This is a genomic window from Microbacterium sp. M28 (assembly GCF_025836995.1).
GTDB lineage: Bacteria > Actinomycetota > Actinomycetes > Actinomycetales > Microbacteriaceae > Microbacterium.
Window position 1 is genome coordinate 628,680 of the sequence record NZ_CP107546.1, and the last position, 20,703, is coordinate 649,382.

The 20,703-nt window shown below is 69.1% G+C and carries 21 protein-coding genes; 14 read left to right on the top strand and 7 right to left on the bottom strand.

Going from position 1 to position 20,703, the window contains the following annotated elements; all coding sequences use genetic code 11:
* Positions 1–20: 20 nt before the first annotated feature.
* Positions 21–1,625 (bottom strand): ABC-F family ATP-binding cassette domain-containing protein, encoded by a 1,605-nt coding sequence (locus tag OED01_RS03080; protein ID WP_264156930.1) that lies wholly within the window; start codon positions 1,623–1,625, stop codon positions 21–23.
* 274 nt (positions 1,626–1,899) lie between these two features.
* Between OED01_RS03080 and OED01_RS03085 the strand changes: the two genes are divergently transcribed.
* Positions 1,900–2,196: a hypothetical protein gene (locus OED01_RS03085; RefSeq protein WP_264156931.1), complete on the top strand. Its 297-nt coding sequence runs from the start codon at positions 1,900–1,902 to the stop codon at positions 2,194–2,196.
* A gap of 15 nt (positions 2,197–2,211) precedes the next feature.
* Here the strand turns inward: OED01_RS03085 and OED01_RS03090 are convergent, their stop codons facing one another.
* Positions 2,212–2,862 carry an alpha/beta hydrolase gene (locus OED01_RS03090; RefSeq protein ID WP_264156932.1) on the bottom strand — a complete coding sequence of 217 codons (651 nt, stop codon included), beginning with the start codon at positions 2,860–2,862 and terminating at the stop codon, positions 2,212–2,214.
* A 66-nt stretch (positions 2,863–2,928) separates the two neighbouring features.
* Here OED01_RS03090 and OED01_RS03095 point away from each other — a divergent pair, with 66 nt between their 5' ends.
* The 10 genes from OED01_RS03095 to OED01_RS03140 all read left to right on the top strand — a co-directional run bounded on the left by OED01_RS03095 (position 2,929) and on the right by OED01_RS03140 (position 13,024).
* Positions 2,929–3,528, top strand: a complete 600-nt coding sequence (locus OED01_RS03095; protein ID WP_264156934.1) for an NUDIX hydrolase family protein — start codon at positions 2,929–2,931, stop codon at positions 3,526–3,528.
* Positions 3,529–3,619: 91 nt separating this feature from the next.
* Positions 3,620–5,341: a dihydroxyacetone kinase family protein gene (locus tag OED01_RS03100; protein ID WP_264156935.1), complete on the top strand. Its 1,722-nt coding sequence runs from the start codon at positions 3,620–3,622 to the stop codon at positions 5,339–5,341.
* A gap of 1 nt (position 5,342) precedes the next feature.
* Positions 5,343–5,798, top strand: coding sequence for a ribose-5-phosphate isomerase (locus OED01_RS03105; protein WP_264156936.1), 456 nt, complete (start codon positions 5,343–5,345; stop codon positions 5,796–5,798).
* Between the two features lie 2 nt (positions 5,799–5,800).
* On the top strand, positions 5,801–6,544 hold the full coding sequence (locus tag OED01_RS03110; protein ID WP_264156937.1) for a triose-phosphate isomerase family protein: 744 nt from the start codon (positions 5,801–5,803) through the stop codon (positions 6,542–6,544).
* Between the two features lie 24 nt (positions 6,545–6,568).
* The gene (locus OED01_RS03115) at positions 6,569–7,291 is read left to right on the top strand and encodes a GntR family transcriptional regulator (protein ID WP_264156938.1); all 723 of its coding nucleotides are present in this window, start codon (positions 6,569–6,571) and stop codon (positions 7,289–7,291) included.
* A 97-nt stretch (positions 7,292–7,388) separates the two neighbouring features.
* The gene (locus tag OED01_RS03120; RefSeq protein WP_264156939.1) at positions 7,389–8,330 is read left to right on the top strand and encodes a sugar phosphate isomerase/epimerase family protein; all 942 of its coding nucleotides are present in this window, start codon (positions 7,389–7,391) and stop codon (positions 8,328–8,330) included.
* Between the two features lie 24 nt (positions 8,331–8,354).
* The gene (locus OED01_RS03125; protein ID WP_264156941.1) at positions 8,355–9,326 is read left to right on the top strand and encodes a 3-hydroxyacyl-CoA dehydrogenase family protein; all 972 of its coding nucleotides are present in this window, start codon (positions 8,355–8,357) and stop codon (positions 9,324–9,326) included.
* 11 nt (positions 9,327–9,337) lie between these two features.
* Positions 9,338–10,108, top strand: coding sequence for an SDR family NAD(P)-dependent oxidoreductase (locus tag OED01_RS03130; protein WP_264156942.1), 771 nt, complete (start codon positions 9,338–9,340; stop codon positions 10,106–10,108).
* A gap of 170 nt (positions 10,109–10,278) precedes the next feature.
* Complete coding sequence (locus tag OED01_RS03135; RefSeq protein WP_264156943.1) at positions 10,279–11,673, top strand: MFS transporter; 1,395 nt, start codon at positions 10,279–10,281, stop codon at positions 11,671–11,673.
* A 91-nt stretch (positions 11,674–11,764) separates the two neighbouring features.
* Positions 11,765–13,024, top strand: coding sequence for an endonuclease/exonuclease/phosphatase family protein (locus OED01_RS03140; RefSeq protein ID WP_264156944.1), 1,260 nt, complete (start codon positions 11,765–11,767; stop codon positions 13,022–13,024).
* Positions 13,025–13,189: 165 nt separating this feature from the next.
* On the opposite strand, the gene OED01_RS03145 is transcribed toward OED01_RS03140, so the two are convergent.
* Together OED01_RS03145 and OED01_RS03150 are read right to left on the bottom strand one after the other, a co-directional pair.
* The gene (locus tag OED01_RS03145; protein WP_264156945.1) at positions 13,190–13,930 is read right to left on the bottom strand and encodes a tyrosine-protein phosphatase; all 741 of its coding nucleotides are present in this window, start codon (positions 13,928–13,930) and stop codon (positions 13,190–13,192) included.
* On the bottom strand, positions 13,927–14,994 hold the full coding sequence (locus OED01_RS03150; protein ID WP_264156946.1) for a threonine aldolase family protein: 1,068 nt from the start codon (positions 14,992–14,994) through the stop codon (positions 13,927–13,929). Before OED01_RS03150 ends, OED01_RS03145 begins: the two co-directional genes overlap by 4 nt.
* Positions 14,995–15,042: 48 nt before the next feature.
* Here OED01_RS03150 and OED01_RS03155 point away from each other — a divergent pair, with 48 nt between their 5' ends.
* Positions 15,043–16,515, top strand: a complete 1,473-nt coding sequence (locus tag OED01_RS03155) for an MFS transporter (protein ID WP_264156947.1) — start codon at positions 15,043–15,045, stop codon at positions 16,513–16,515.
* 6 nt (positions 16,516–16,521) lie between these two features.
* On the opposite strand, the gene OED01_RS03160 is transcribed toward OED01_RS03155, so the two are convergent.
* The gene (locus tag OED01_RS03160; protein WP_264156949.1) at positions 16,522–17,160 is read right to left on the bottom strand and encodes an SDR family oxidoreductase; all 639 of its coding nucleotides are present in this window, start codon (positions 17,158–17,160) and stop codon (positions 16,522–16,524) included.
* Positions 17,161–17,318: 158 nt separating this feature from the next.
* On the bottom strand, positions 17,319–18,743 hold the full coding sequence (locus OED01_RS03165; protein ID WP_264156950.1) for a DUF6421 family protein: 1,425 nt from the start codon (positions 18,741–18,743) through the stop codon (positions 17,319–17,321).
* Positions 18,744–18,815: 72 nt separating this feature from the next.
* Here OED01_RS03165 and OED01_RS03170 point away from each other — a divergent pair, with 72 nt between their 5' ends.
* Positions 18,816–19,265 (top strand): Lrp/AsnC family transcriptional regulator, encoded by a 450-nt coding sequence (locus tag OED01_RS03170; RefSeq protein ID WP_264156951.1) that lies wholly within the window; start codon positions 18,816–18,818, stop codon positions 19,263–19,265.
* Positions 19,266–19,269: 4 nt separating this feature from the next.
* Here the strand turns inward: OED01_RS03170 and OED01_RS03175 are convergent, their stop codons facing one another.
* The gene (locus tag OED01_RS03175; protein ID WP_264156952.1) at positions 19,270–20,295 is read right to left on the bottom strand and encodes an ArsR/SmtB family transcription factor; all 1,026 of its coding nucleotides are present in this window, start codon (positions 20,293–20,295) and stop codon (positions 19,270–19,272) included.
* Positions 20,296–20,340: 45 nt separating this feature from the next.
* Between OED01_RS03175 and OED01_RS03180 the strand changes: the two genes are divergently transcribed.
* A complete protein-coding gene (locus OED01_RS03180; protein WP_264156953.1) occupies positions 20,341–20,703 on the top strand; it encodes a cupin domain-containing protein in 363 nt (120 codons plus the stop codon).

Below are 20,703 nucleotides of genomic sequence, written 5' to 3' on the forward strand. Positions count from 1 at the left end.
CACCGGGGAAGACGGTCTCGTCACTCCACCTGCGACAGGTCGCCGTCCGCGTCGATCGCGAGCGTGAGATCGAGATCGAGACGCTTCAGGAACGCGTCGTCGTGACTCACCACGAGCACCGCTCCGCGGTACGCCCGCAGCGCCTCGACGACCTGATCGACCGTGTCGAGGTCGAGGTTGTTCGTCGGTTCGTCGAGCACAACGAGGTGCGGCGCCGGATCGGCCAGGAGCAGCTTCGCCAGAGCCACGCGGAAGCGCTCGCCGCCGGACAGCGACCCCACGGGGCGGTCCGTCGTCCTGCCGCGGATGAGAAAGCGCGCCAGACGGTTGCGCAGCTCCTTCTCGGGGATCGCGGGCGCCGCCGCCGCGATGTTCTCGAACACCGAGCGGGACTCGTCGAGGCCGTCGATCCGCTGCGGCAGGTAGCCGATGCGGTCGGTGTGCGCTTCGACGTGCAGTCCCGATCCCGGTTCCGACGCGCCGCTCACGAGTCGCTCCAGCAGCGTCGTCTTACCGGCGCCGTTGCGGCCGATCAGCGCGACGCGCTCCGGACCCTGGACGATCCACTCCCGTTCGTCACCGCCGATCGTGGCGATGCGGCGGCTGCGCGAGACCTCCGGATCCGGGAGCTCGATCTTCATCGTGTCGTCCGAGCGGATGCGGCGACCAGCCTGGTCGAGTGCGGCGCGCGCGGCCTCCTCCTTCGCGGCGACCTCGGTGCGCAGCCGACCGGCGGACACCTCGGCGGCCATCTTCCTCCCGTTGGCGATGATCTTCGGCACGCGCTTCTCCTCGAACGCCTTCCGCCCCATCTGCGCGCGGGTCGCGAGCTTGGACTCCGCCTCGATCCGCTGGCGCTTCTCCTTCTTCAAGGCCTGCGAGGCGTCCCGCTCGGCCTGCTTCGCGGCATCCTGTTCGGCGTCCAGCCAGGCGCGCCATTCGGAGTACGGCCCGCCGAAGACGCTGAGCGTGTGCGCGTACAGCTCGGCCGTGTCGTCCATGAGTTCGAGCAGGCCGAGATCGTGGCTGACCACGATCAGAGTGCCCTTCCACGACCGGACCATGTCGGCGAGCTTCGCCCGCGCGTCACGGTCCAGGTTGTTGGTCGGTTCGTCGAGCAGCGTGATCGGCGCGCGCCGCAGGCGGATGCCGGCGATCGCCACGAGCACGGCCTCGCCGCCGGAGAGCTCTCCGACCCGCCGGTCCAGGAACGACGGGTCGAGTCCGGCTTCGGCGAGGGATGCCGCGGCGCGCGCCTCGATGTCCCAATCGTCTCCCACGGCATCGAAGTGCGCGGGGTCGACGTCGCCGGACTCGATCGCCCGCACGGCGTCGAGAGCGGCGGCCACGCCGAGAAGCTCTGCGACCCGGCGGTCGGTGTCGAGGGTCAGGCGCTGGGGGAGGGACGCGACCTCCCCCGTGGTGTGGACCGAGCCGGAGGTCGGCGTCAGCTCACCGGCCATCAGGCGCAGCAGCGTGGACTTGCCAGAGCCGTTGCGACCGACGAGACCGGTGCGGCCCGTGCCGAACGCGCCCGAGACGCTGTCGAGCGCGATCGAGCCGTCGGGCCAGGCGAAGGTGAGGCGGTCGAGCGTGACCGAAGCATGAAGGGTCGGGGTTGACATGGTGTCTCCTGTCGAGTGCGAGGGTGCACTGACACCGGGGGATCGCTCGACGCCGCAGAGGGCGGAGGGATGCCGTGTCCGTGAAGGATCGTCGGGTCAGCGCGCGGAAAGAGGGGCGCGGAGGCGACGATTCAGATCAAAGGACTTCCCAACACGGCGGACAGGTCGCAACGAGACTACCGGCCGTCGACGTTTCGTGCAACCCGGGCGTGTCGCGTCGGCTGTCCGTCGTGCGGGGGATGCCTCAGCGAGCGCGCCCGCATAGCGTGGAGGCATGGCTGAGAACGGGATGAGTCCGCACGAGGCGCGTCAGCGCGCGAACTGGGGGATCGGCATCGCGCTCGGAATGGGCGTCGGCGTCGCGATGGGGGCCGCGCTGCAGAACATGGGCGTCGGCATCGCGCTGGGCATCGCGATCGGCGTCGCCTTCGCGCTCGCCTTCGGCCGGACCGCGACCGCGGGGGGCAGCGGAGCGGACGTCATGGGTGACGGAGTCGCTGAGGACACTGCTGATGCGCCCGGAGGAGACGAGGTTCCGGATGACGACGACCGGCCGACGCCTGGATACTGAAGGGCTGCGGGCGCGTCAGGCGATCCGCTCGAGCCACTTGTCCAGGAAGACGCGGACGTCGAGCAGTTCGTCTTCGGAGATGCTGTGCGTGAGCCCCTGATAGACGCGGCCGGAGAGATCCGCGTGCTCGGGCAGCCAGAGCGCGGTGTGCGCGATCAGATCCGGCGGGATCACGTCATCGTTGGTGCCCCGGCCCCAGAAGACAGCGGGGCGCAGCTCCCGGAGCTCGTCATCGCGAGGCAGATCTCCGGGTGTCGCGTAGCCGCTCAGCGCGACGACGGCATCGAATCGCTCGGGCGCCAGGCGCAGCGCCTGCAGCGACACCGCGGCGCCCTGCGAGAAGCCGAGCAGCGCCACGGATGACGCTCCGGATGCCGCGGCATCCAACCAGGCCAGGACGGCTCGGGCGGCGGCCGTCGTCGGCTCCGGGCTGCGCGAGTCCAGATCCTCGATCGGATACCACGAGCGGCCTGGCATGGGCCATGGCGGCGTGAGGGGAGCGGCGAGCGACGCGACAGCGATGCCTTCCGGCAGGTAGGGGACGACGCCGAACAGGTCGTGCTCGTCGGCCCCGTAGCCGTGCAGCAGCACGACGAGCGGCCGGCCGTCCCTGGCTCCTGGCGCCCAGCGCGTGATCGTGTCGTCGATCGTCAGCTCGTCTTCCACGCCACCATCCTGCCAGCGCGTGCGGACACCGGACCCGCGCAGAGGCCGGCCTGGTAGAAATGACCCATGACCGTCCGCACGCCTGATCCAGACCCCGAGGACTCCGACGACGACCTCGCACGATTCGGCGAGGTGCCTGCTGAGGCGGGCAACCCCGGCTGGCTGAGCGAGATCGAGCTCGCCGAGGCGCGCCGCAGGCTGCCCATGCTCTACGTCGAGGCGCTCCCGGTGCGCACGGACGGCGTCGGGCAGGTCACCGAGGTCGGCATCCTGCTGCGTTCGACGCCGCTGGGCGAGATGACGCGGACGATCGTGTCCGGACGCGTCCGCTTCGGCGAGACGATCCGCGATGCGCTGTTCCGTCACGTCGAGAACGATCTCGGCCCGATGGCGTTCCCGCTGCTCCCGCCGCAGCCCGCGCCGTTCGCCGTGGCGGAGTACTTCCCGATCCCGGGCGTGAGCGCGTTCCACGACGACCGCCAGCATGCGGTCTCACTCGCCTACGTCGTTCCCGTCACGGGCACGTGCGAACCGCGGACCGACGCCCTCGAGGTCACCTGGTTCTCTCCGGAGGAAGCGGCCTCCGACGAGGTCTCCGCCGAGATGGAGGGCGGGAGGGGCACCCTCATCCGCCAGGCGCTGGCGAGCCTCGGCCTCCTCCGCTGACGCCGTCCGTGCAGTTCTATCCGATTTCCTATAGGATCTGAGCACGCGGCGGGACCACCCCCGCGACCGCAGCCGCTCTAAGGAGATCGCAATGACGCGCCTGTTCAACGATCCGGACGACTTCGCCACCGACTCCGCCGCCGGTTTCGTCGCCGCGAGCGCCCGATGGGTCCGTCCGGTCACCGGCGGCGTGGTCCGCTCGACCCGCGGCGCCGGACCCACCGTCTCGGTCGTGATCGGCGGGGGCAGCGGTCACTATCCCGCCTTCGCCGGCCTGGTCGGCCCCGGCCTCGCCCACGGTGCCGTCATGGGCAATCTCTTCGCCTCGCCGTCGGCGCATCAGGTGCACTCGGTCGCCACGGCCGCGCACGAGGGACGCGGCGTGCTGCTGAGCTACGGCAACTACGCCGGCGACGTGCTGCACTTCGGTCAGGCGCAGGAGCGTCTGCGTGCGGCAGGCGTCGACTGCCGCACGGTCACCGTCACGGACGACATCTCCAGCGCCCCGGCATCCGAGCGCGAGAAGCGCCGCGGGATCGCCGGCGACCTCGTCGTCTTCAAGATCGCCGGCGCGGCGGCCGAAGCCGGCCTCGACCTCGACGAGGTCGAGCGCCTCGCGATCGCCGCGAACGACCGCACCCGCTCGCTCGGCGTCGCCTTCAGCGGCTGCACGCTCCCCGGCGCAGACGAGCCCCTGTTCACGGTTCCCGAGGGGCGCATGGCGGTGGGTCTCGGCATCCACGGCGAACCGGGCATCGACGAGGTCGACGTGCCGACGGCCGCCGGCCTGGCGCAGCTGTTCGTGTCCTCGCTGCTCGAGGAGATCCCCGACGGAGTGAACCGTGACGGCGCGCGCGTCGTGCCGATCCTGAACGGCCTCGGAAGCGTCAAGTACGAAGAGCTCTACGTCGTCTACGCGGAGGTGGATCGACTGCTCTCCGAGGCGGGCCTCACCGTCGTCTCGCCCGAGGTGGGGGAGTTCTGCACGAGCTTCGACATGGCCGGCGTCTCCCTGACGCTGCTCTGGCTGGACGACGAGCTCGAGCAGCTCTGGCTCGCAGCCTGCGACACTCCGGCGTTCCGCCGCGGCGCCGTGGAGGGCCGCATCGCCGTCGACACGGTCGCGGCCGAGGAGGAGGAGTTCGTGATCGGCGCGGCCTCCGCCGAGTCGCAGAGCGCGGCGCAGACGATCGGTCGTGCGCTGTCCGCCATGGCCGCGATGCTGGACGCCGAAGCCGAAGAGCTCGGGCGCATCGACCGCATCGCCGGCGACGGCGACCACGGCATCGGAATGCAGCGCGGCAGCAAGGCCGCAGCTGCTGCGGCGGAGGAAGCCGTCGCGGGCGGCGCCGGTGCCCTCACCACGTTGCACCACGCCGGCGACGCCTGGGCGGACAAGGGCGGCGGAACCTCCGGCGCCATCTGGGGTGAGATGCTCGTGGCTCTCGGCACAGCGCTCGGCGACGATGCGGAGGTCGATGCGGATGCCGTCGGAGCCGGTGTGGCCCGCATGAAGGACGCCGTGATGTCCTTCGGCAAGGCCACGGTCGGCGACAAGACCATGATCGATGCGATCGTGCCGTTCGCGGATCGGCTCACCGAGCGGCTGGAAGCCGGCGACGAACTCGTCCCGGCCTGGACGGATGCCGCGGCGCTGGCGACCGAGGCGGCCGAGGCCACCGCGAACCTGACCGCCAAGCTCGGCCGTGCGCGTTCGCACGGCGATAAGAGCCTCGGCACCCCCGACCCCGGCGCGGTCTCGTTCGCGCTCATCACGCACACGGTTCTCGACATCCTGAAAGGGGATGACTGAAATGGCACTTCGACTGGTGATCGGCTCTGATGATGCAGGCTTCGATTACAAGGAGCGCATCAAGGCCGACCTGCTGAACAACCCGCTCGTCGCCGACGTCGTCGACGTGGGCGTCGACGCCGACGGGCACACCAACTACCCGACGATCGCGACCACGGCGGCTGAGAAGGTCGCCGCCGGCGAAGCCGACCGTGCGATCCTGATCTGCGGCACCGGCCTCGGCGTCGCGATCGCGGCGAACAAGGTGCAGGGCATCCGGGCCGTCACCGCGCACGACTCGTTCAGCGTCGAGCGCTCCGTGCTCTCCAACGACGCCCAGGTGTTGTGCATGGGCCAGCGCGTCGTCGGCATCGAGCTCGCCCGGCGCCTCGCGGCCGAGTGGCTCACCTACACCTTTGACCCGCAGAGCGCCTCGGCCGAGAAGGTCGACGAGATCTGCGCCTACGAAGCACGCTGATCATGGCGGAGCGGATGCTGATCGGCGCGAGCCTGAAGATGTACTTCTCGCATGCCCGCACGGTGGACTGGGTCTCGGATGTCGCCGCGATCGTCGCCGAGCATCCGGCCCGCGATCAGGTCACGGCGTTCGTGATCCCGCAGTACCCGTCCATCCCTGCGGCGCTCGAGCACGCCGGCGACCTCGCGGTCGGGGCGCAGGACGTCGCGACCGAGGATGCCGGCGCCTTCACCGGTGAGGTCTCGGCGGCCGTGCTGGCCGAGCTCGGCTGCCGATTCGTCGAGGTCGGTCACGCCGAGCGCCGTCGCCTGTTCGGCGACACCGATGAGGTCATCGCCGCCAAGACGCATGCCGCGCTGCGCAACGGGCTCACCCCCATCCTGTGCGTCGGCGAGACCGACCGTGCGGCACCGGATGCCGCGGCGGAGGCCTGCCTCGCGCAGATCCGCTCCGCACTGTCGGAGGCGACGGATGCGGGAGTCGCCGGCCCTCTCGTGATCGCGTACGAACCCGTCTGGGCGATCGGCGCACCGGAGCCGGCCGACGCCGATCACATCCGCGGCGTCTGCAGTGCTCTGCGCGCTCAGCTGGGCGGCGACGTGTCGGTGATCTACGGCGGCAGCGCCGGCCCCGGACTCCTCTCGCAGATCTCGGACAGCGTCGACGGCCTGTTCCTCGGACGTTTCGCGCACGACCCAGACGCGGTTCGTGCCATCCTCGATGAAGTGGGATCACTGACGGCGTGATCGCCGTGGTGTGAGGGGACGATGATGGGCGAAGAGCGCGACGGGGGGCTGCGCGGGCTGGAGACGACGATCGAGCGTCGAGGCCTGCGCGACCACGTGTACGAGCGCATCCTGCAGCTGCTGCTCAGCGGCGAGGCCGCGCCGGGGGCCCGGCTGTCGATCGACACGATCGCCCGCCAGTTGGACGTCTCGCCGACGCCCGTTCGTGAGGCGATGGTGCAGCTCGAGCGCACCGGCCTCGTCACCCGCGAGGCGCTGAAGGGCTACCGTGTCGCCCCGCCGCTGGGTCTGGCGCAGCTGCAGGAGCTGTTCGAGGCGCGGATCATGCTGGAATCCCGCGCCGCACGTCTCGCGACGCCGGCCACCGAGCAGATGATCGCCGAGCTCCGCTCCGCCGAGGAGGAGCACCGCCGCATCGGCGAGCGGGTGATCACGACGCTGCGCGCCGCCGCGACGGACGTCGAGCTGACGACGGCCTACTTCGCCGCGGATGCCGCGTTCCACCGCGTGGTCTTCCAGCACTGCGGCAACCGCTATCTGACCGAGATGTCGGAGTCCCTGGGCGCGCAGCTGCACCGCATGCGCCAGTCGGCCGAGCACGGCGTCACGGACGTCCGCGAGGCCATCGCGGAGCACGAGGCCATCGTCGACGCGTTCGCGAGCGGTGACCCGGATGCTCCGGAGGAGCTCATGCGGCGCCACATCGAACAGGTGCGGGCGCGGTCGCTCGATCTCGAGCAGTCCTGAGGAGCGTGCAGATCAGCGTCGCTTGCGCTTTGTTCTATTTCCTATAGGATCTACGAAGACCGGCACCATACCGGAGAGAATCGTCAACGGAGTCGTCATGACCGCAACGTCGCAGCCCCTCACCAGTGAGAACTGGCCCATCGCCGTCTGCATGCACGGGTTCAGCCCCGTGGCCCCCGACGGGACGCGTCTGCACGACGCCTCCGCCGAGACCTGGGACGGGATCTTCGGTCAGATCGAGCGCCTCGGCTTCACCGCGGTCGAGATCGCGGACAGCCACATCCGCCCCTCCGAACTCACCCCCGAGCGCCGGGCGGATCTGAAGACGATCGCGGGCAGCCACGGTGTCCAGCTCATCTCCGTGCATGTGCAGCGTCAGAGCGTCATCGAACCGGGCAAGGGCGAGGAGAACCTCGCGTACGCGCACCGCGCGATCGACGCCGCCGCCGAGCTCGGGATGCAGGTCTTCTCCACAGGCCTGCACCAGCCGTTCACCGAGGCGCAGCGCACGGCGCTGTGGTTCTGGACCGCGCAGGGGCCGGTCGACCCCGACGACGCCGACACCCGTGCCCTCGCGGTCAAGCGCCTGCGCGAACTCGGCGAGCACGCGGCATCCGTCGGCCTGCCGATGTCGCTGGAGATGTACGAGGACACGTACCTCGGCACCGCCGACAGTGCGGTCCGCCTGATCGAGGAGATCGGGCTGGACAACGTCGGCCTCAACCCCGACATCGCCAACCTCATCCGTCTGCACCGTCCGATCGAGGACTGGCGCGAGATGCACGAGAAGACCCTGCCGTACGCCAATTACTGGCATGTCAAGAACTACACCCGCGACGAGGCCGCAGACGGCAGCTGGCAGACCTCGGTGCCCACGAGCATGGAGCTCGGCCTCATCAACTACCGTGCGATGGTCGCCCGCGCGGTCGAGGTCGGATTCCGCGGACCCTTCCTCATGGAGCAGTACGGCGGGGACAGCCTCGGCGTGTGCGCCACGAACCGCGACTATCTGCGGACGCTCCTTCCGGATGCCGTCTGAACGATCACCCAGGAGACGATTGACATGACTGAACAGGAACGCCCCGTCTACGCCGTCATCGGCAGCGGCTACATGGGCGGCGGGATCGCCCAGTCGCTCGCGCTGTCCGGCGCCGACGTCCGCATCGCCGACGTCGACATCCAGATCGCCCGCAGCAACCGCGAGCGCCTCATCACCGAGGCCGCGCAGTTCGCCTCCGATGGGCTCTTCCCCGCGGATGCGTCGGAGATCATCGCCGAGCGCCTGACCGCCGCGACGATCGAGGATGCCGTGGTCGGCGCTTCGTTCATCGAGGAGGCCGTGCCGGAGAAGATCGAGATCAAGCACGCGACACTGCGCCGCATCTCCGAGGCGGCTGCTCCCGACGCCGTCATCGGCAGCAACACGTCGACGATCCTCATCGGCAAGCTCGCCGAGGCGGTCGTGAACCCGGAGCGCTTCCTGGGCGTGCACTTCTCCAACCCGGCGCCTTTCATCCCCGGTGTCGAGCTCATCCCGCACGCCGGGACGGATGCCGAGATCCTCCCCGTCGTCGAGCAGATCGTCGCCGCCACCGGCAAGGAGACCGCCCGCGTCAAGGACGCGACCGGGTTCGTCCTCAACCGCCTGCAGTACGCGCTGTTCCACGAGGCGACCCAGCTCGTCGAGGAGGGCGTCGCGAGCCCCGAGGACATCGACACGATCGTGCGCACGACGTTCGGCTTCCGTCTGCCGTTCTTCGGTCCGTTCGCGATCGCGGACATGGCAGGGCTCGACGTCTACGCCTTTTGCTACGCGTCGCTGCAGACCGAGTTCCCTGAGCGGTTCGCGACGCCGAAGGCGCTCGCCGACCTCGTCGAGGCGGGCAAGCTCGGCACGAAGTCGGGGGCCGGCTTCCTCGACGTGCCCGCCGACCGGACGCCGGAACTGATCGCGTACCGCAACAAGGCCTACGTGGCGATGAAGAAGCTCGTCGACGAACTCGGCCCCGCCCCGATCCACCCCGCACAGAGCTGAAGGACGTGACCATGGCAACGGAATTCCCCGCAGAGCGCACCGCGATCCTGACCGGTGCTGCCAGCCCACGCGGCATCGGCCGCGCCACCGCCTTCTATCTCGCCGAGCGCGGCTGGAACATCGGCATCATCGACGTCGACGGTGAGGCGGCCGCCCGGACCGCGGCCGAGGTCGCCGAGAAGCACGGCGTCCGGGCCGCCGGAGCCGGAGCGAACGTCGCCGACCGCGAGCAGGCCGTCGCGGCCGTCGATGCGCTCGAGGCACAGTTGCCGCAGATCGTTGCGCTGGTGAACTTCGCCGGCGTCTCGTCGCCGGTGCCGTACCTGGACGTCACCCCTGAGGAGTGGTTCCGTGTCGAGTCCATCAACCTCGACGGCGTGCACTGGATCACCCAGCGCGTCGCACGCACGCTCGCCGAGAACGGAGTCGGCCGGCTCGTCGGCATCTCGTCGGTGTCCGCCCAGCGCGGCGGCGGCACGTACTCCAAGACGCCGTACTCGGCATCCAAGGCGGCCGTCATCGGTCTGATGCGCTCCATCGCCCGCGAGCTGGGACCCGTGGGCGTGACGGCCAACGTCATCTCACCCGGTCCCATCGACACCGACATCATGGGCGGCACGCTCTCCGAGGAGCGCAAGACCGCGATGGCCGCCGACGGCGTGCTGCCCCGGATCGGCACCCCGACGGACATCGCCGCGGCTGTCGCCTACCTGATCAGCGAGGATGCCGGATTCGTGACGGGCCAGACCCTGAACGTCGACGGCGGCCTCTACATGCACTGAGATCCCCGAAAGGGAGCACGCCATGACCCGTTCCTGGTCCAAGGGCCGCATCGCCTTCCTGGTGCTCGGGCTGATCTGCGTGGCCGTCGGCCTCGTCATGATCATCCCGGCACTGGGAAGCTGACGCTCCCGCCTACCCACCACCCCCGACTGCTCAAAGGAGAGTCCTCGTGTCCTCATCCGAATTCGGCGAGGCGACGCGCACCAACGTCACCGTCGCGCAGGGCCTGCTCAACAGCCCGCACCTCGCCAGTGGCATCCGCAAGGCGACGTTCCGCCTCATGCCGATGCTCATCATCCTGTACTTCGTCGCGTTCCTGGATCGCACGAACGTCGGCTTCGCCGAGGCGGCGATGGAGGTCGATCGCGGCATCTCGGCCGGCGCGTACGCGCTCGGTGCCGGTATCTTCTTCATCGGCTACGCGCTCTTCGAGATCCCCTCGAACCTGCTGCTGGACAAGTTCGGCGCGCGCTTCTGGCTCGCGCGCATCGCCATCACCTGGGGCATCGTCGCATCGCTGTTCGCGTTCGTCAACGGCGAGACGATGTTCATCATCCTGCGCTTCCTGCTGGGTGTGACCGAGGCCGGTCTGTTCCCCGGCGTGATCATGTTCCTGGCGCAGTGGTTCCCCAACAAGCGCCGTGTCCAGATGTTCGCGCTGTTCTACCTCGCTCAGCCGTTCTCGCAGATGCTCGGCGCACCGCTCTCGGGCGGACTCATCAGCTTCGGCGAGCAGTTCACGCCGTGGGCCGGATGGCAGGTGATGTTCTTCGTCGAGGGCATGATGGCCGTCGCCGCCGGTATCGCCGCGTTCTTCTTCCTGGTCGATTCGCCGCAGAAGGCGAAGTTCCTCACGGACGACGAGAAGTTCGCGCTCAAGGCTGTGATGGAGCACGAGGACGGCATCAAGGAATCCGACGGCCCTCGGGGCATCGGAGCGGCGCTGATCAGCTGGAAGGTCTGGTACTTCACCGCGATCTACTTCTGCCTGCAGATCGCGGTCTACGGCACGACGTTCTACCTGCCGCAGCAGGTGGCCGGCCTGATCGGTCAGGACGTCGGCTGGCAGGTCGGCCTGGTCTCGGCCATCCCATGGGCGGTCGGTCTGTTCGCCTGCTACTACGTCGGCAAGTTCGCCACGTCGGTCAAGCGCCGCCGCAACTGGGGAACGCTGTTCTTCCTCATCACCGGCGTCGCGATCCTCGTCTCGGCTTGGGCCGGGGCGAACGGGCAGAGCCTGCTCGGCATCTTCGCGATCACGGTCGCCGTCGCCGCGTTCCTGTCGACCGGTCCGATCACATGGTCGTTCCCGACCTCGTTCCTCACCGGAGCAGCCGCCGCGACCGGTATCGGCCTCATCAACTCGCTCGGCAACCTCGGCGGCTTCGTCGCCCCGATCATGCGCACGAGCGTGAACGAGACGATCCCGACCGACAGCGGAGCGTGGGGCGTCGTCTCGCTCGGCGTGTTCGGCTTCCTCGGGGCCATTCTGATGTGGGCCACGCGCTACTTCAGCGCCAAGGCCGACGCGCTGCTGGTCGAAGAAGCAGTCCCGGGGCACTGACACCAGGGCAGAGGCGGAACGCGCATCCGGGGGTGCGCGTTCCGCCTCTTCTGTTCACCCTGGCGTCACTGCCCGGCGCTACCCTGCTCGCATGAGCAGAACACGACGCAGCCTGGGCGCAGCCGGCATCGCCGCGGCCCTCATCCTGGCGGGAGGCACGGCCGCCCCGGCGATCGCTGCCCAGCCCGCGGCATCCGATGACCGGGAGGTCCGTTCCGACGCACGATTCGCGACGTTCAACGCGTCGCTGAACCGCGGCGCCGACGGGCAGCTCGTCAGCGATCTGTCAGCGCCTGGCAACGCGCAGGCGGATGCCGTCGCCGAGATCATCCAGCGTGCGCAACCCGACGTGCTGCTGATCAACGAGTTCGACTACGACGCCGAGGGAGAGGCGCTGCGCCTCTTCCAGGACAACTACCTCTCCGTGCCGCACGGCGATGCCGAGCCCGTCACGTATCCGTACCGGTACACGGCGCCCGTGAACACCGGCGTGCCGAGCGGGTTCGACCTCAACAACGACGGCCAGGTGGTCGGTGGCGACGATGCGTGGGGCTTCGGCGGGTTCCCCGGTCAGTACGGGATGGCGGTGTACTCGAAGTTCCCGATCGACGAGGAGTCCGTACGGACCTTCCAGAAATTCCGCTGGGCCGACATGCCGGACGCGCTGCTGCCGGACGACCCGACCACGGCCGAGCCGGCGGACTTCTACTCCGAGGACGAGCTCGGGTCCTTCCCGTTGTCGAGCAAGTCCCACTGGGACGTCCCCGTGCAGGTCTCGAAGAACAAGACTGTGCATTTCCTCGTGTCGCATCCGACACCGCCGACGTTCGACGGCGTCGAAGACCGCAACGGTACGCGCAATCACGACGAGATCCGGTTCTGGGCGGACTACATCTCCGGGGCGGACTACATCTACGATGACGCGGGCCGGTCCGGCGGGCTGCGCGGGGGAGATCTCTTCGTGATCGCGGGCGACCAGAACGCCGATCCGAACGACGGCGACTCGACGGCCGGCGCGATCGACCAGCTGCTCACGCACCCGGCCGTGAACACCCGATGGGTTCCCGCGAGTGCCGGTGGAGCCGAGGCGTCCGTGCTGCAGGCGGGTGTCAACGCGGAGCACACCGGGGATGCCGCGCAGGACACGGCGGACTTCTCGGAGCCTCCCGGGAATCTGCGCGTCGACTATGTGCTGCCGAGCCGGCAGATCCGCATCATCGACTCCGCCGTGTTCTGGCCGGAGCAGGCCGATCCGCTCGCAGCGCTGACCGGCGTGTATCCGTTCCCGTCGAGCGATCACCGTCTCGTGTGGACGGACGTCGACGTGCCGGGGGCGAAGACCGGGCGCTGATCCGGCGCTGCCCCATGGACACGCGTTTCGGGCGGCGCTGCGTGGTTCAGGTCGCGATTTCTGCTGTTATGACGCCGTTGCAGCAGCAGAAAGTGCGACCTGAACGTTCGTCGGGCTCGAAGCAGCAGAAAGTGCGATCTGGACGGCGTTCGACGGGGCGGAGGTTCAGTCCCGCAGCCGCCGCGCGAGCGCGTCGACATCGGATGCCGTCATGCCGGCATCCCGCAGATACGAGCGCACGTCCAGTTCGGACAGCCACCCGTCCAGGGCGGCGACTCGGTCGGCGATGCGCGTCTCGATCTCCTCGTCGCTGAACTTCGGTTCGACGTAGCCGCCCTGCCCGGGAATCGGCACGGCGGGGAGGTCGCGCGCGTGCCGTCGACTGGCCTCGCGGAACCCGGCGGCATAATCGAGCAGGATGGCCTCGCGCTCGACCTCGGCCAGAGAGAGCAACATCGCGGCGATCATTCCGGTCCGATCCCTGCCACCGGCGCAGTGGAACAGTGCGCTGCCCTCGGACGCGGCGAGCGCGGTGAACACGGCGGCGAAGCGCTCGGGGTACAGACGCGTGTTGTCGGCGTACGAGCGCGGGTGATCCAGCCACGGCCCGCAGACGCGCATGAACTCCGCGTCGTCCGGGTCCTCGGTGGGTGCATGCACGACGACGACGCCCGCGGCGTGCTCCGTCACGAGCACCGGGTCCGTGTCCCGGCGCGCGCGCTCAGGAGCGTTGCGCAGGTCGACGATCGTGCGGACGCCTGCGGCGCGCAGCGCGCTCCACCCGGCATCCGTCAGCGTCTCGGTGCGGCCGGAGCGGTAGACGCGCCCGTGCGCCGTCGCGCCGCCGTCGGCCAGCGGCAGCCCGCCGAGATCGCGCAGGTTGAAGGCGCCCTCCCAGTCGGTCACGCGGTGGTCAGCCGGCCGATCTCGGCGATGAAGGCGTCGACGTCGCTCTCGGCGGTGTCGAAGCTGCACATCCAGCGCACCTCGTTGCGCGCGGCGTCCCAGTCGTAGAAACGGAACGACTCGCGAAGCCGATCGGCGATGCCCTCTGGGAGCGTCGCGAAGACGCCGTTGGCCTGGGTCGGCTGCGTGAACGTCACGCCCCGGATGGAGCCGTCGGCGAGTCCTGCCTCGATGCCGGAGCGCAGTCGCTGCGCCATCGCGTTGGAGTGAGATGCGTTGCGCAGCCAGAGGTCGCCGTCGAGCAGGGCGATCAGCTGCGCCGACACGAAGCGCATCTTGGACGCGAGCTGCATGTTGAACTTGCGCGAGTAGATCAACCCGGTGGACGCCTCGGGGTTCAGCACGACGACCGCTTCGCCGAGCATCGCCCCGTTCTTCGTGCCGCCGAAGCTGAGCACGTCGACCCCGGCGTCGCGCGTGAAGGCGGCGAAGGGGACGCCGAGCGCAGCGGCGGCGTTCGAGATGCGCGCACCGTCCAGGTGCAGCTTCATCCCGCGTTCGTGGGCGTGATCCGCGAGGGCGCGGATCTCGTCCGGCGTGTACAGGGTGCCGAGCTCGGTCGACTGGGTGATCGACACCACGAGCGGCTGGGCGCGGTGCTCATCGCCCCAGCCCCAGGCCTCACGGTCCACGAGCTCCGGGGTGAGCTTGCCGTCGTCGGTCGGCACGGTCAGGAGCTTGAAGCCGCCGATGCGCTCAGGAGCGCCGCCCTCGTCCACGTTGATGTGGGCGGTGGATGCCGAGATGACGGCACCCCAACGGGGGAGCATCGACTGCAGGCCGGTAACGTTCGCACCGGTGCCGTTGAAGACGGGGAACGCCTCGGCATCCGCACCGAAGTGCGCGCGGAAGACCTCCTGCAGGCGCTCGGTGTAGGCGTCCTCGCCGTAGGCGACCTGGTGCCCGTCGTTCGCAGCGGTGATGGCCGCCAGGATCTCGGGGTGGATGCCGGAGTAGTTGTCCGATGCGAAGCCCCGGATCGCGGGGTCATGGAGGGTGCTCACCCGACAAGCCTATGTCGGATGTCCGTGGTCCCGATTACCCTCGGACCCATGGATCGCACCCTTGCGAAACGCGCCTTCGCGAATGTCCTCGTCAACACGCTCATCGCGAACGTGACGACGAGCTTCCTCTGGTTCGCCCTGACCTTCTGGGTGTACATCGAGACGCAGTCCGTTCTCGCCACCGGGATCATCGGCGGCGCCTACATGCTGTTCGTCGCGATCTTCGCGATGGTCTTCGGCACGATCGTCGACCGGCACCGCAAACATGCCGTGATGGTGCTGTCCAGTGTCATCTCCGCCGTGGCGTTCGGTATCGCCGGGGTGCTCTACATGTGGCAGCCCGAGTCCGAGCTGCTGAACCTGGGCGGTCCGTGGTTCTGGCTGTTCTCCGGTGTGATCCTGTTCGGCGGAGTGATCGAGCAGTTGCGCAACATCGCGCTGTCCACGACCGTGACGCTGCTCATCGAAGAGGACAAGCGCGCGAACGCCAACGGCCTGGTCGGTACCGTGCAGGGCCTCGCCTTCCTCGTCACGAGCGTGTTCTCCGGCCTGTCGATCGGCTTCCTCGGGATGGGCTGGACGCTCGTCATCGCGATCATCGCGATGGGGCTCACGTTCGTGCACCTGTTGTTCGTTCGGATTCCCGAGAGCGAGCCGCAGCCGGATCCGGATGCCCCCAGCGCCCTCGACTTCCGCGGCAGCGTCCGCGCGATCCGACTGGCACCGGGGCTGTTCGCCCTGATCGTGTTCTCGACGTTCAACAACCTCATCGGCGGCGTCTACATGGCGCTGATGGATCCGTACGGCCTGACGCTGTTCAGCGCCCAGGTGTGGGGCTTCGCGCTGGCGTTCGCGTCGACAGGATTCCTCATCGGCGGGGCGATGGTGGCGAAGTTCGGCCTGGGCAAGCGGCCCGTGCGCACCTTGCTGCTCGTCGTGATGGCGATGGGCCTGCTCGGTGCCGTGTTCATGCTGCGCGAGTGGTGGCCGCTGTACGTCATCGGCATGTGGTTCTACATGATGCTGGTGCCGCCGGCCGAGGCCGCAGAGCAGACCGTGATCCAGAAGGTCGTCCCGTACCAGCGGCAGGGGAGGGTCTTCGGCGTCGCCGCGGCGATGGAGGCGGCTGCGGCCCCCATCACGGCGTTCCTCATCGCGCCGATCGCGGAGTTCTGGGTCATCCCGTACATGGAGACGGCGCCGGGGCAGAAGCAGTGGGGATGGCTGCTCGGCGACGGACAGGCGCGCGGGATCGCGCTGATCTGCCTGTTCGCCGGAATCATCATGGTGATCGTCGGCGGCTTGGCGTTCTTCACGCGGTCGTACCGCAAGCTCACCGAGCTGTACGCCACGGCTCCAGAGCAGGAGATCGGAACGGATGCCGAGCAGGGTCCGGATGCCGATGCGACGGAGGCCGCCGACGCCGGAGCGGACGAGGTGCACGCCGATGCCCACATGCCGGAAGCGCCGCCCCCGGTCCGCGGCATGCCGCCGGAGTTCCCGGAGCGCCGCGACCGCTGAGCGCCCTCAGATCTCGATGACACCATCGTTGAGGTCGGCGGCATCCGCATCCCACAGGGCGACCACGGCTGCGGCCAGAGCGTCCGGGTCCAACTGCTTCGCCCGGAAGACGACGGATGCCGCATGCAGCGGCTCCTCCGCATCCCGCGCGTTCTTGGCGAAACCGTGCGCGACCGCGCGCGCCCACGCCTCGCTCGCAGCCTTCACCGCCGCGTAGTTCGCCCCGCCGGCGAGCGGCCGCGCGACGGCGGTGGAGGAGACGATCGCGAAACGTCCGGCATCCGATGCGCGAAGCGCGACGTCGAACGCCCGACTGGTGGCTCGGACGGCCTGCAGTGCGGGAAGCAGCGCGTCGAAGTCGTCGTCGCTCTGCCCGGCGAGTCCGCCGCCGCCGCGCCACCCGCCGACGAGCGGGATCACGCCATCGACCGGCCCGATCTGCCCGGCGAGCGACGTCATCGACTCCAGCGAGGTCGCGTCGGACGCCTCGACCTGCGCCCCCGCATCCCGCAGCTCCCGAAGCCGCGACGCCGAACGTCCGGTGGCGACGACGTGCGCCCCGGCCCCCACGAGCGCGCGCGTCACCGCGAGGCCGGCCTCGCTCGTCGCACCCGCGATGACCACCACGCGCCCTGCTGCGTTCATGTCCGGTTCCTCTCGTGCGTTGCCTTCATCCCCAGAATCCTCTCCCCCTGCCGACACGCGACGAAGATCACGCAGAATGACACGGATCTCGCAGAAAGCCCCCTGGTTCCTGCGAGATCCGCGTCGTCTTGGGAGAACGGTGACGGCGCAGGGCTCCGTCAGTCCGTCCCGCGGATCCCTGCCGTCGACGCGATCACGTCGCGCATCTTCCTCTCCAGCGCCTCGAAGAACATCGACAGGGGGAATTCGTCGTCCAGCACCGCGTCCGTGTATCCCTTGGGCGGACCGGCGAGCACCTCGTCCGAGAGTCCTCGCGCCCAGACGGATGCCGGGTTCGGCGTCACAACGGAGCTGACCAGCTCGTAGGCAGCGAGCCAGTGCGCGGTCTTCGGACGATCGATCGAGCGCCAGTACAGGTCGTCGATCGCCTCGCCGAGGGCGATCACGGCGTCCGGCACGCCGTCCCAGTCGAACGCGAGCCGGGTGTCCGTCCAGTGCAGCACTCCGCGCTGGTGCAGCCAGGCGAACAGCAACTGGCCGCCGAGTCCGTCGTAGTTGCGTACGCGCGACCCCGTGATCGCGAACCGGAAGATCCGGTCGAAGATCACGGCGTACTGCACGAGTTCGGCGTGCTCGAGCATCTGCTGCTCGGCATCCGACAGCTCGCCCCCCGCTGAGGCCCGGCTCGACAACCGCTTCTGGATCTCGACCGACGACCGGAAAGCGGTCAGATCGCACCGCAGCTCCTCCAGCGAGTAGAGGAAGAACGGCATGCGCTGCTTGATCATGAACGGGTCGAACGGCAGGTCGCCGCGCATGTGCGTGCGGTCGTGGATGATGTCCCACATCACGAACGTCTGCTCGGTGAGGTCCTGGTCGTCCAGCATCCGCGCCGCCTCGGCAGGCAGCTCGAGTTTGGTGATCTCGGATGCCGCACGCACCACTCGGCGGTAGCGCGCCGCCTCGCGGTCCTGGAAGATCGCGCCCCACGTGAACGGCGGGATCTCCCGCATCGCCACCGTCTCGGGGAACAGCACCGCGGAGTTCGTGTCGTATCCCGGCGTGAAGTCGATCAGCCGGAGCGACACGAACAGCCGGTTGGCGTAGTCGCCCGCCTCGAGTTCGGCGATGAACTGCGGCCAGATCGCCTGCACGATCAGCGCCTCGACGAGTCTGTCGGGGGAGCCGTTCTGCGTGTACATCGGGAACACCACGAGATGACGGATGCCGTCGACCCGGTGCAGCTGCGGCTGGAAGGCCACGAGTGAATCCAGGAAGTCGGGTACGCCGAACCCGGTCTCCGCCCAGCGCTCGAAGTCCCGCACGGACGCGCTCAGGTACTCCGCGTCGTGCGGGAAGGCGGGGGAGAGTGCACGGATGCCGGCGATGATCGTGGCCACGTGATCACGCGCGGCGGCGTGATCGGCGGCATCCGGGATCGAGCCGTCCTTGATCTGGAGTTCGCGGATCGCGATGGCCGCGTCCTTCAGCATCCGCCACGCCGCGCTGTCCTCGGCCATGGCGGCGTCCTCGACGACCTCGGGTTCGCCGATGATGGCCTTGGCAGCAGGAAGAGTGGGCATCGGGACCTCCGAATCTGAGGTTGGGCGGAAAATCTCCGGTCGATCTCGGAGATAGCCGATATTCTTCCATGTATGGAAGATGCTGTCGACCGCGCGATCATCGCCGAGATCTCCCGCGATGCGCGTGCCACGCTCGCGCAGCTGTCCGAGGCGGTCGGGCTCGGCACGTCGGCCGTCCAGTCGCGGCTCAAGCGACTCGAATCCCGCGGCGTGATCACGGGGTACCGAGCGCTCATCGACGCGGAACAGGTCGGCAAGCCGTTGTCGGCGTTCATCGAGATCACACCGCTCGATCCGGCCCAGCCTGACAACGCTCCTGAGCTGCTGGAGCATCTGACCGCGATCGAGGCCTGTCATTCGATCGCGGGTGCCGCGAGCTACATGCTCTTCGTCCGCGTGCCGACTCCGCGCGCCCTGGAGGAGCTGGTCCGTGACATCCGTCTCGCGGCCAACGTGAGCACCCGGACCACCGTGGTGCTGCAGACGTTCTACGAGCACCGACCCATCGTGCCGGCGGAGTAGGCGCTCACAGCACGGCGCCCACCATCGCCTCGCCGAGCGGCGTGCGCAGGTGCAGCATCCGATTGCCGTCGCGCTCGCTGGCGATCAGACCGGCGTCGCGCAGCACGCCGAGATGGTGGGATGCCGTCGACACGGCGATCTCGGCGTCCCCCGCCACCTGCGAGGTGGTCCGTGCGGAACCGGCCGACAGGAGGATGCCGGCTCGAGCCGGGCCGAGCAGTGCGCCGAGCGCGCCCGCGATCTCGGTCTCGTCGCGTGCCCACCCGGCCGTGACTCCGCGAGCGGGATAGAAGAGGGTGGGCTGCGCCGGCGGCTCGGTGAGCACCATGCATCCCCATGACGACATGACCGAGGGGACGAGGACGAGCCCGCTGCCGCGGCAGTCGACCTGCTCGCTGTGCCTGCGCAGCCGCACGCGCACCGCGCCGTCGCCCCAGCTGACGCGCTCGTGCAGCCCGCCGGCCATGGCCGAGATCCCGGATGCCGCGATCGTCCGCGAGCGCGCGGCGATGTCGGCGCGCAGGATCCGCTCGAGCTGCGGCCACACCGGAGCGAGCGCGGCGTCCCAGACGTCCGACCAGGCGTCGGCGATCATGCGTCGTGCGCGGATCGGGTGCGCCTGCATGTCGCGCAGCGCCTCCTGCCTGGCGCCCCGGGACCGCACGACCATCTTCCCGAAGTCGATGCGCATCGGCTCGAGCTCCGCCGTGCGCAGCGCTTCGAGTTCTGCCTCAGGGGTCATGTCCCAGCTCGGAGTCGCCGTCAGGAAATCGGGCAGGTAGCCGTCGTCGCCGATCACCGCGGCCAGCAGGGCGAAGCTCTCGCGCGGCAGGCGCTCCCGCACGGAACGCAGCCATCCCCACTGCAGCGGATTCTGGGCCGGGCGCAGGAGCACGCGCACGGCGTGCGCGAGTTCGTGCCCGGGGGAGATGCCGAAGCGCACAGCCTGGATGTCGCCGGGGCTCAACTGGAACTCGACCCGGTGATCCGGATGCTCGACGCCTTCGACCGGCGGGGAGTTTCGATCCACATCGAAACTCTAGGATGCCGTGGGCACGGTGTCGAGACTGGAGCCATGAACAGCACAACGCATCCGGAAAGCGTCGTCGCCGCCGCGGATATCCGCATGGGCAGCGGCGCGAGTCGCAAGTTCGTGGGCGCGGAGCACGGCGCAGACGTGTCGTACTTCTACGTCGAGAACGCCCCCGGTCAGGGTCCGGGGCTGCACTGGCACCCTTACTCCGAGACCTGGGTGGTCCTCGAGGGCACGGCGCGCATCACGCGCGGCGAGGAGCGCTTCGACGCGCACGCCGGGGACACCGCGACCGTCGCCGCCCACGTGCCGCACGGCTTCGTGAACGCCGGCACCGGCGTGCTGCGCATCCTCTGCATCCACGCATCCGCCATCATGATCCAGACGTTCCTCGACGAAGACTGA

Excerpts from the sequence above, each read along its gene's own strand:
- OED01_RS03155 (WP_264156947.1), top strand. The coding sequence starts at position 15,043 with ATGGATCGCACCCTTGCGAAACGCGCCTTCGCGAATGTCCTCGTCAAC.
- OED01_RS03110 (WP_264156937.1), top strand. The coding sequence starts at position 5,801 with ATGGCGGAGCGGATGCTGATCGGCGCGAGCCTGAAGATGTACTTCTCG.
- OED01_RS03100 (WP_264156935.1), top strand. The coding sequence starts at position 3,620 with ATGACGCGCCTGTTCAACGATCCGGACGACTTCGCCACCGACTCCGCC.
- OED01_RS03165 (WP_264156950.1), bottom strand. The coding sequence starts at position 18,743 with ATGCCCACTCTTCCTGCTGCCAAGGCCATCATCGGCGAACCCGAGGTC.
- OED01_RS03130 (WP_264156942.1), top strand. The coding sequence starts at position 9,338 with ATGGCAACGGAATTCCCCGCAGAGCGCACCGCGATCCTGACCGGTGCT.
- OED01_RS03180 (WP_264156953.1), top strand. The coding sequence starts at position 20,341 with ATGAACAGCACAACGCATCCGGAAAGCGTCGTCGCCGCCGCGGATATC.
- OED01_RS03120 (WP_264156939.1), top strand. The coding sequence starts at position 7,389 with ATGACCGCAACGTCGCAGCCCCTCACCAGTGAGAACTGGCCCATCGCC.
- OED01_RS03080 (WP_264156930.1), bottom strand. The coding sequence starts at position 1,625 with ATGTCAACCCCGACCCTTCATGCTTCGGTCACGCTCGACCGCCTCACC.
- OED01_RS03115 (WP_264156938.1), top strand. The coding sequence starts at position 6,569 with ATGGGCGAAGAGCGCGACGGGGGGCTGCGCGGGCTGGAGACGACGATC.
- OED01_RS03085 (WP_264156931.1), top strand. The coding sequence starts at position 1,900 with ATGGCTGAGAACGGGATGAGTCCGCACGAGGCGCGTCAGCGCGCGAAC.
- OED01_RS03170 (WP_264156951.1), top strand. The coding sequence starts at position 18,816 with ATGGAAGATGCTGTCGACCGCGCGATCATCGCCGAGATCTCCCGCGAT.
- OED01_RS03140 (WP_264156944.1), top strand. The coding sequence starts at position 11,765 with ATGAGCAGAACACGACGCAGCCTGGGCGCAGCCGGCATCGCCGCGGCC.
- OED01_RS03095 (WP_264156934.1), top strand. The coding sequence starts at position 2,929 with ATGACCGTCCGCACGCCTGATCCAGACCCCGAGGACTCCGACGACGAC.
- OED01_RS03125 (WP_264156941.1), top strand. The coding sequence starts at position 8,355 with ATGACTGAACAGGAACGCCCCGTCTACGCCGTCATCGGCAGCGGCTAC.
- OED01_RS03160 (WP_264156949.1), bottom strand. The coding sequence starts at position 17,160 with ATGAACGCAGCAGGGCGCGTGGTGGTCATCGCGGGTGCGACGAGCGAG.
- OED01_RS03105 (WP_264156936.1), top strand. The coding sequence starts at position 5,343 with ATGGCACTTCGACTGGTGATCGGCTCTGATGATGCAGGCTTCGATTAC.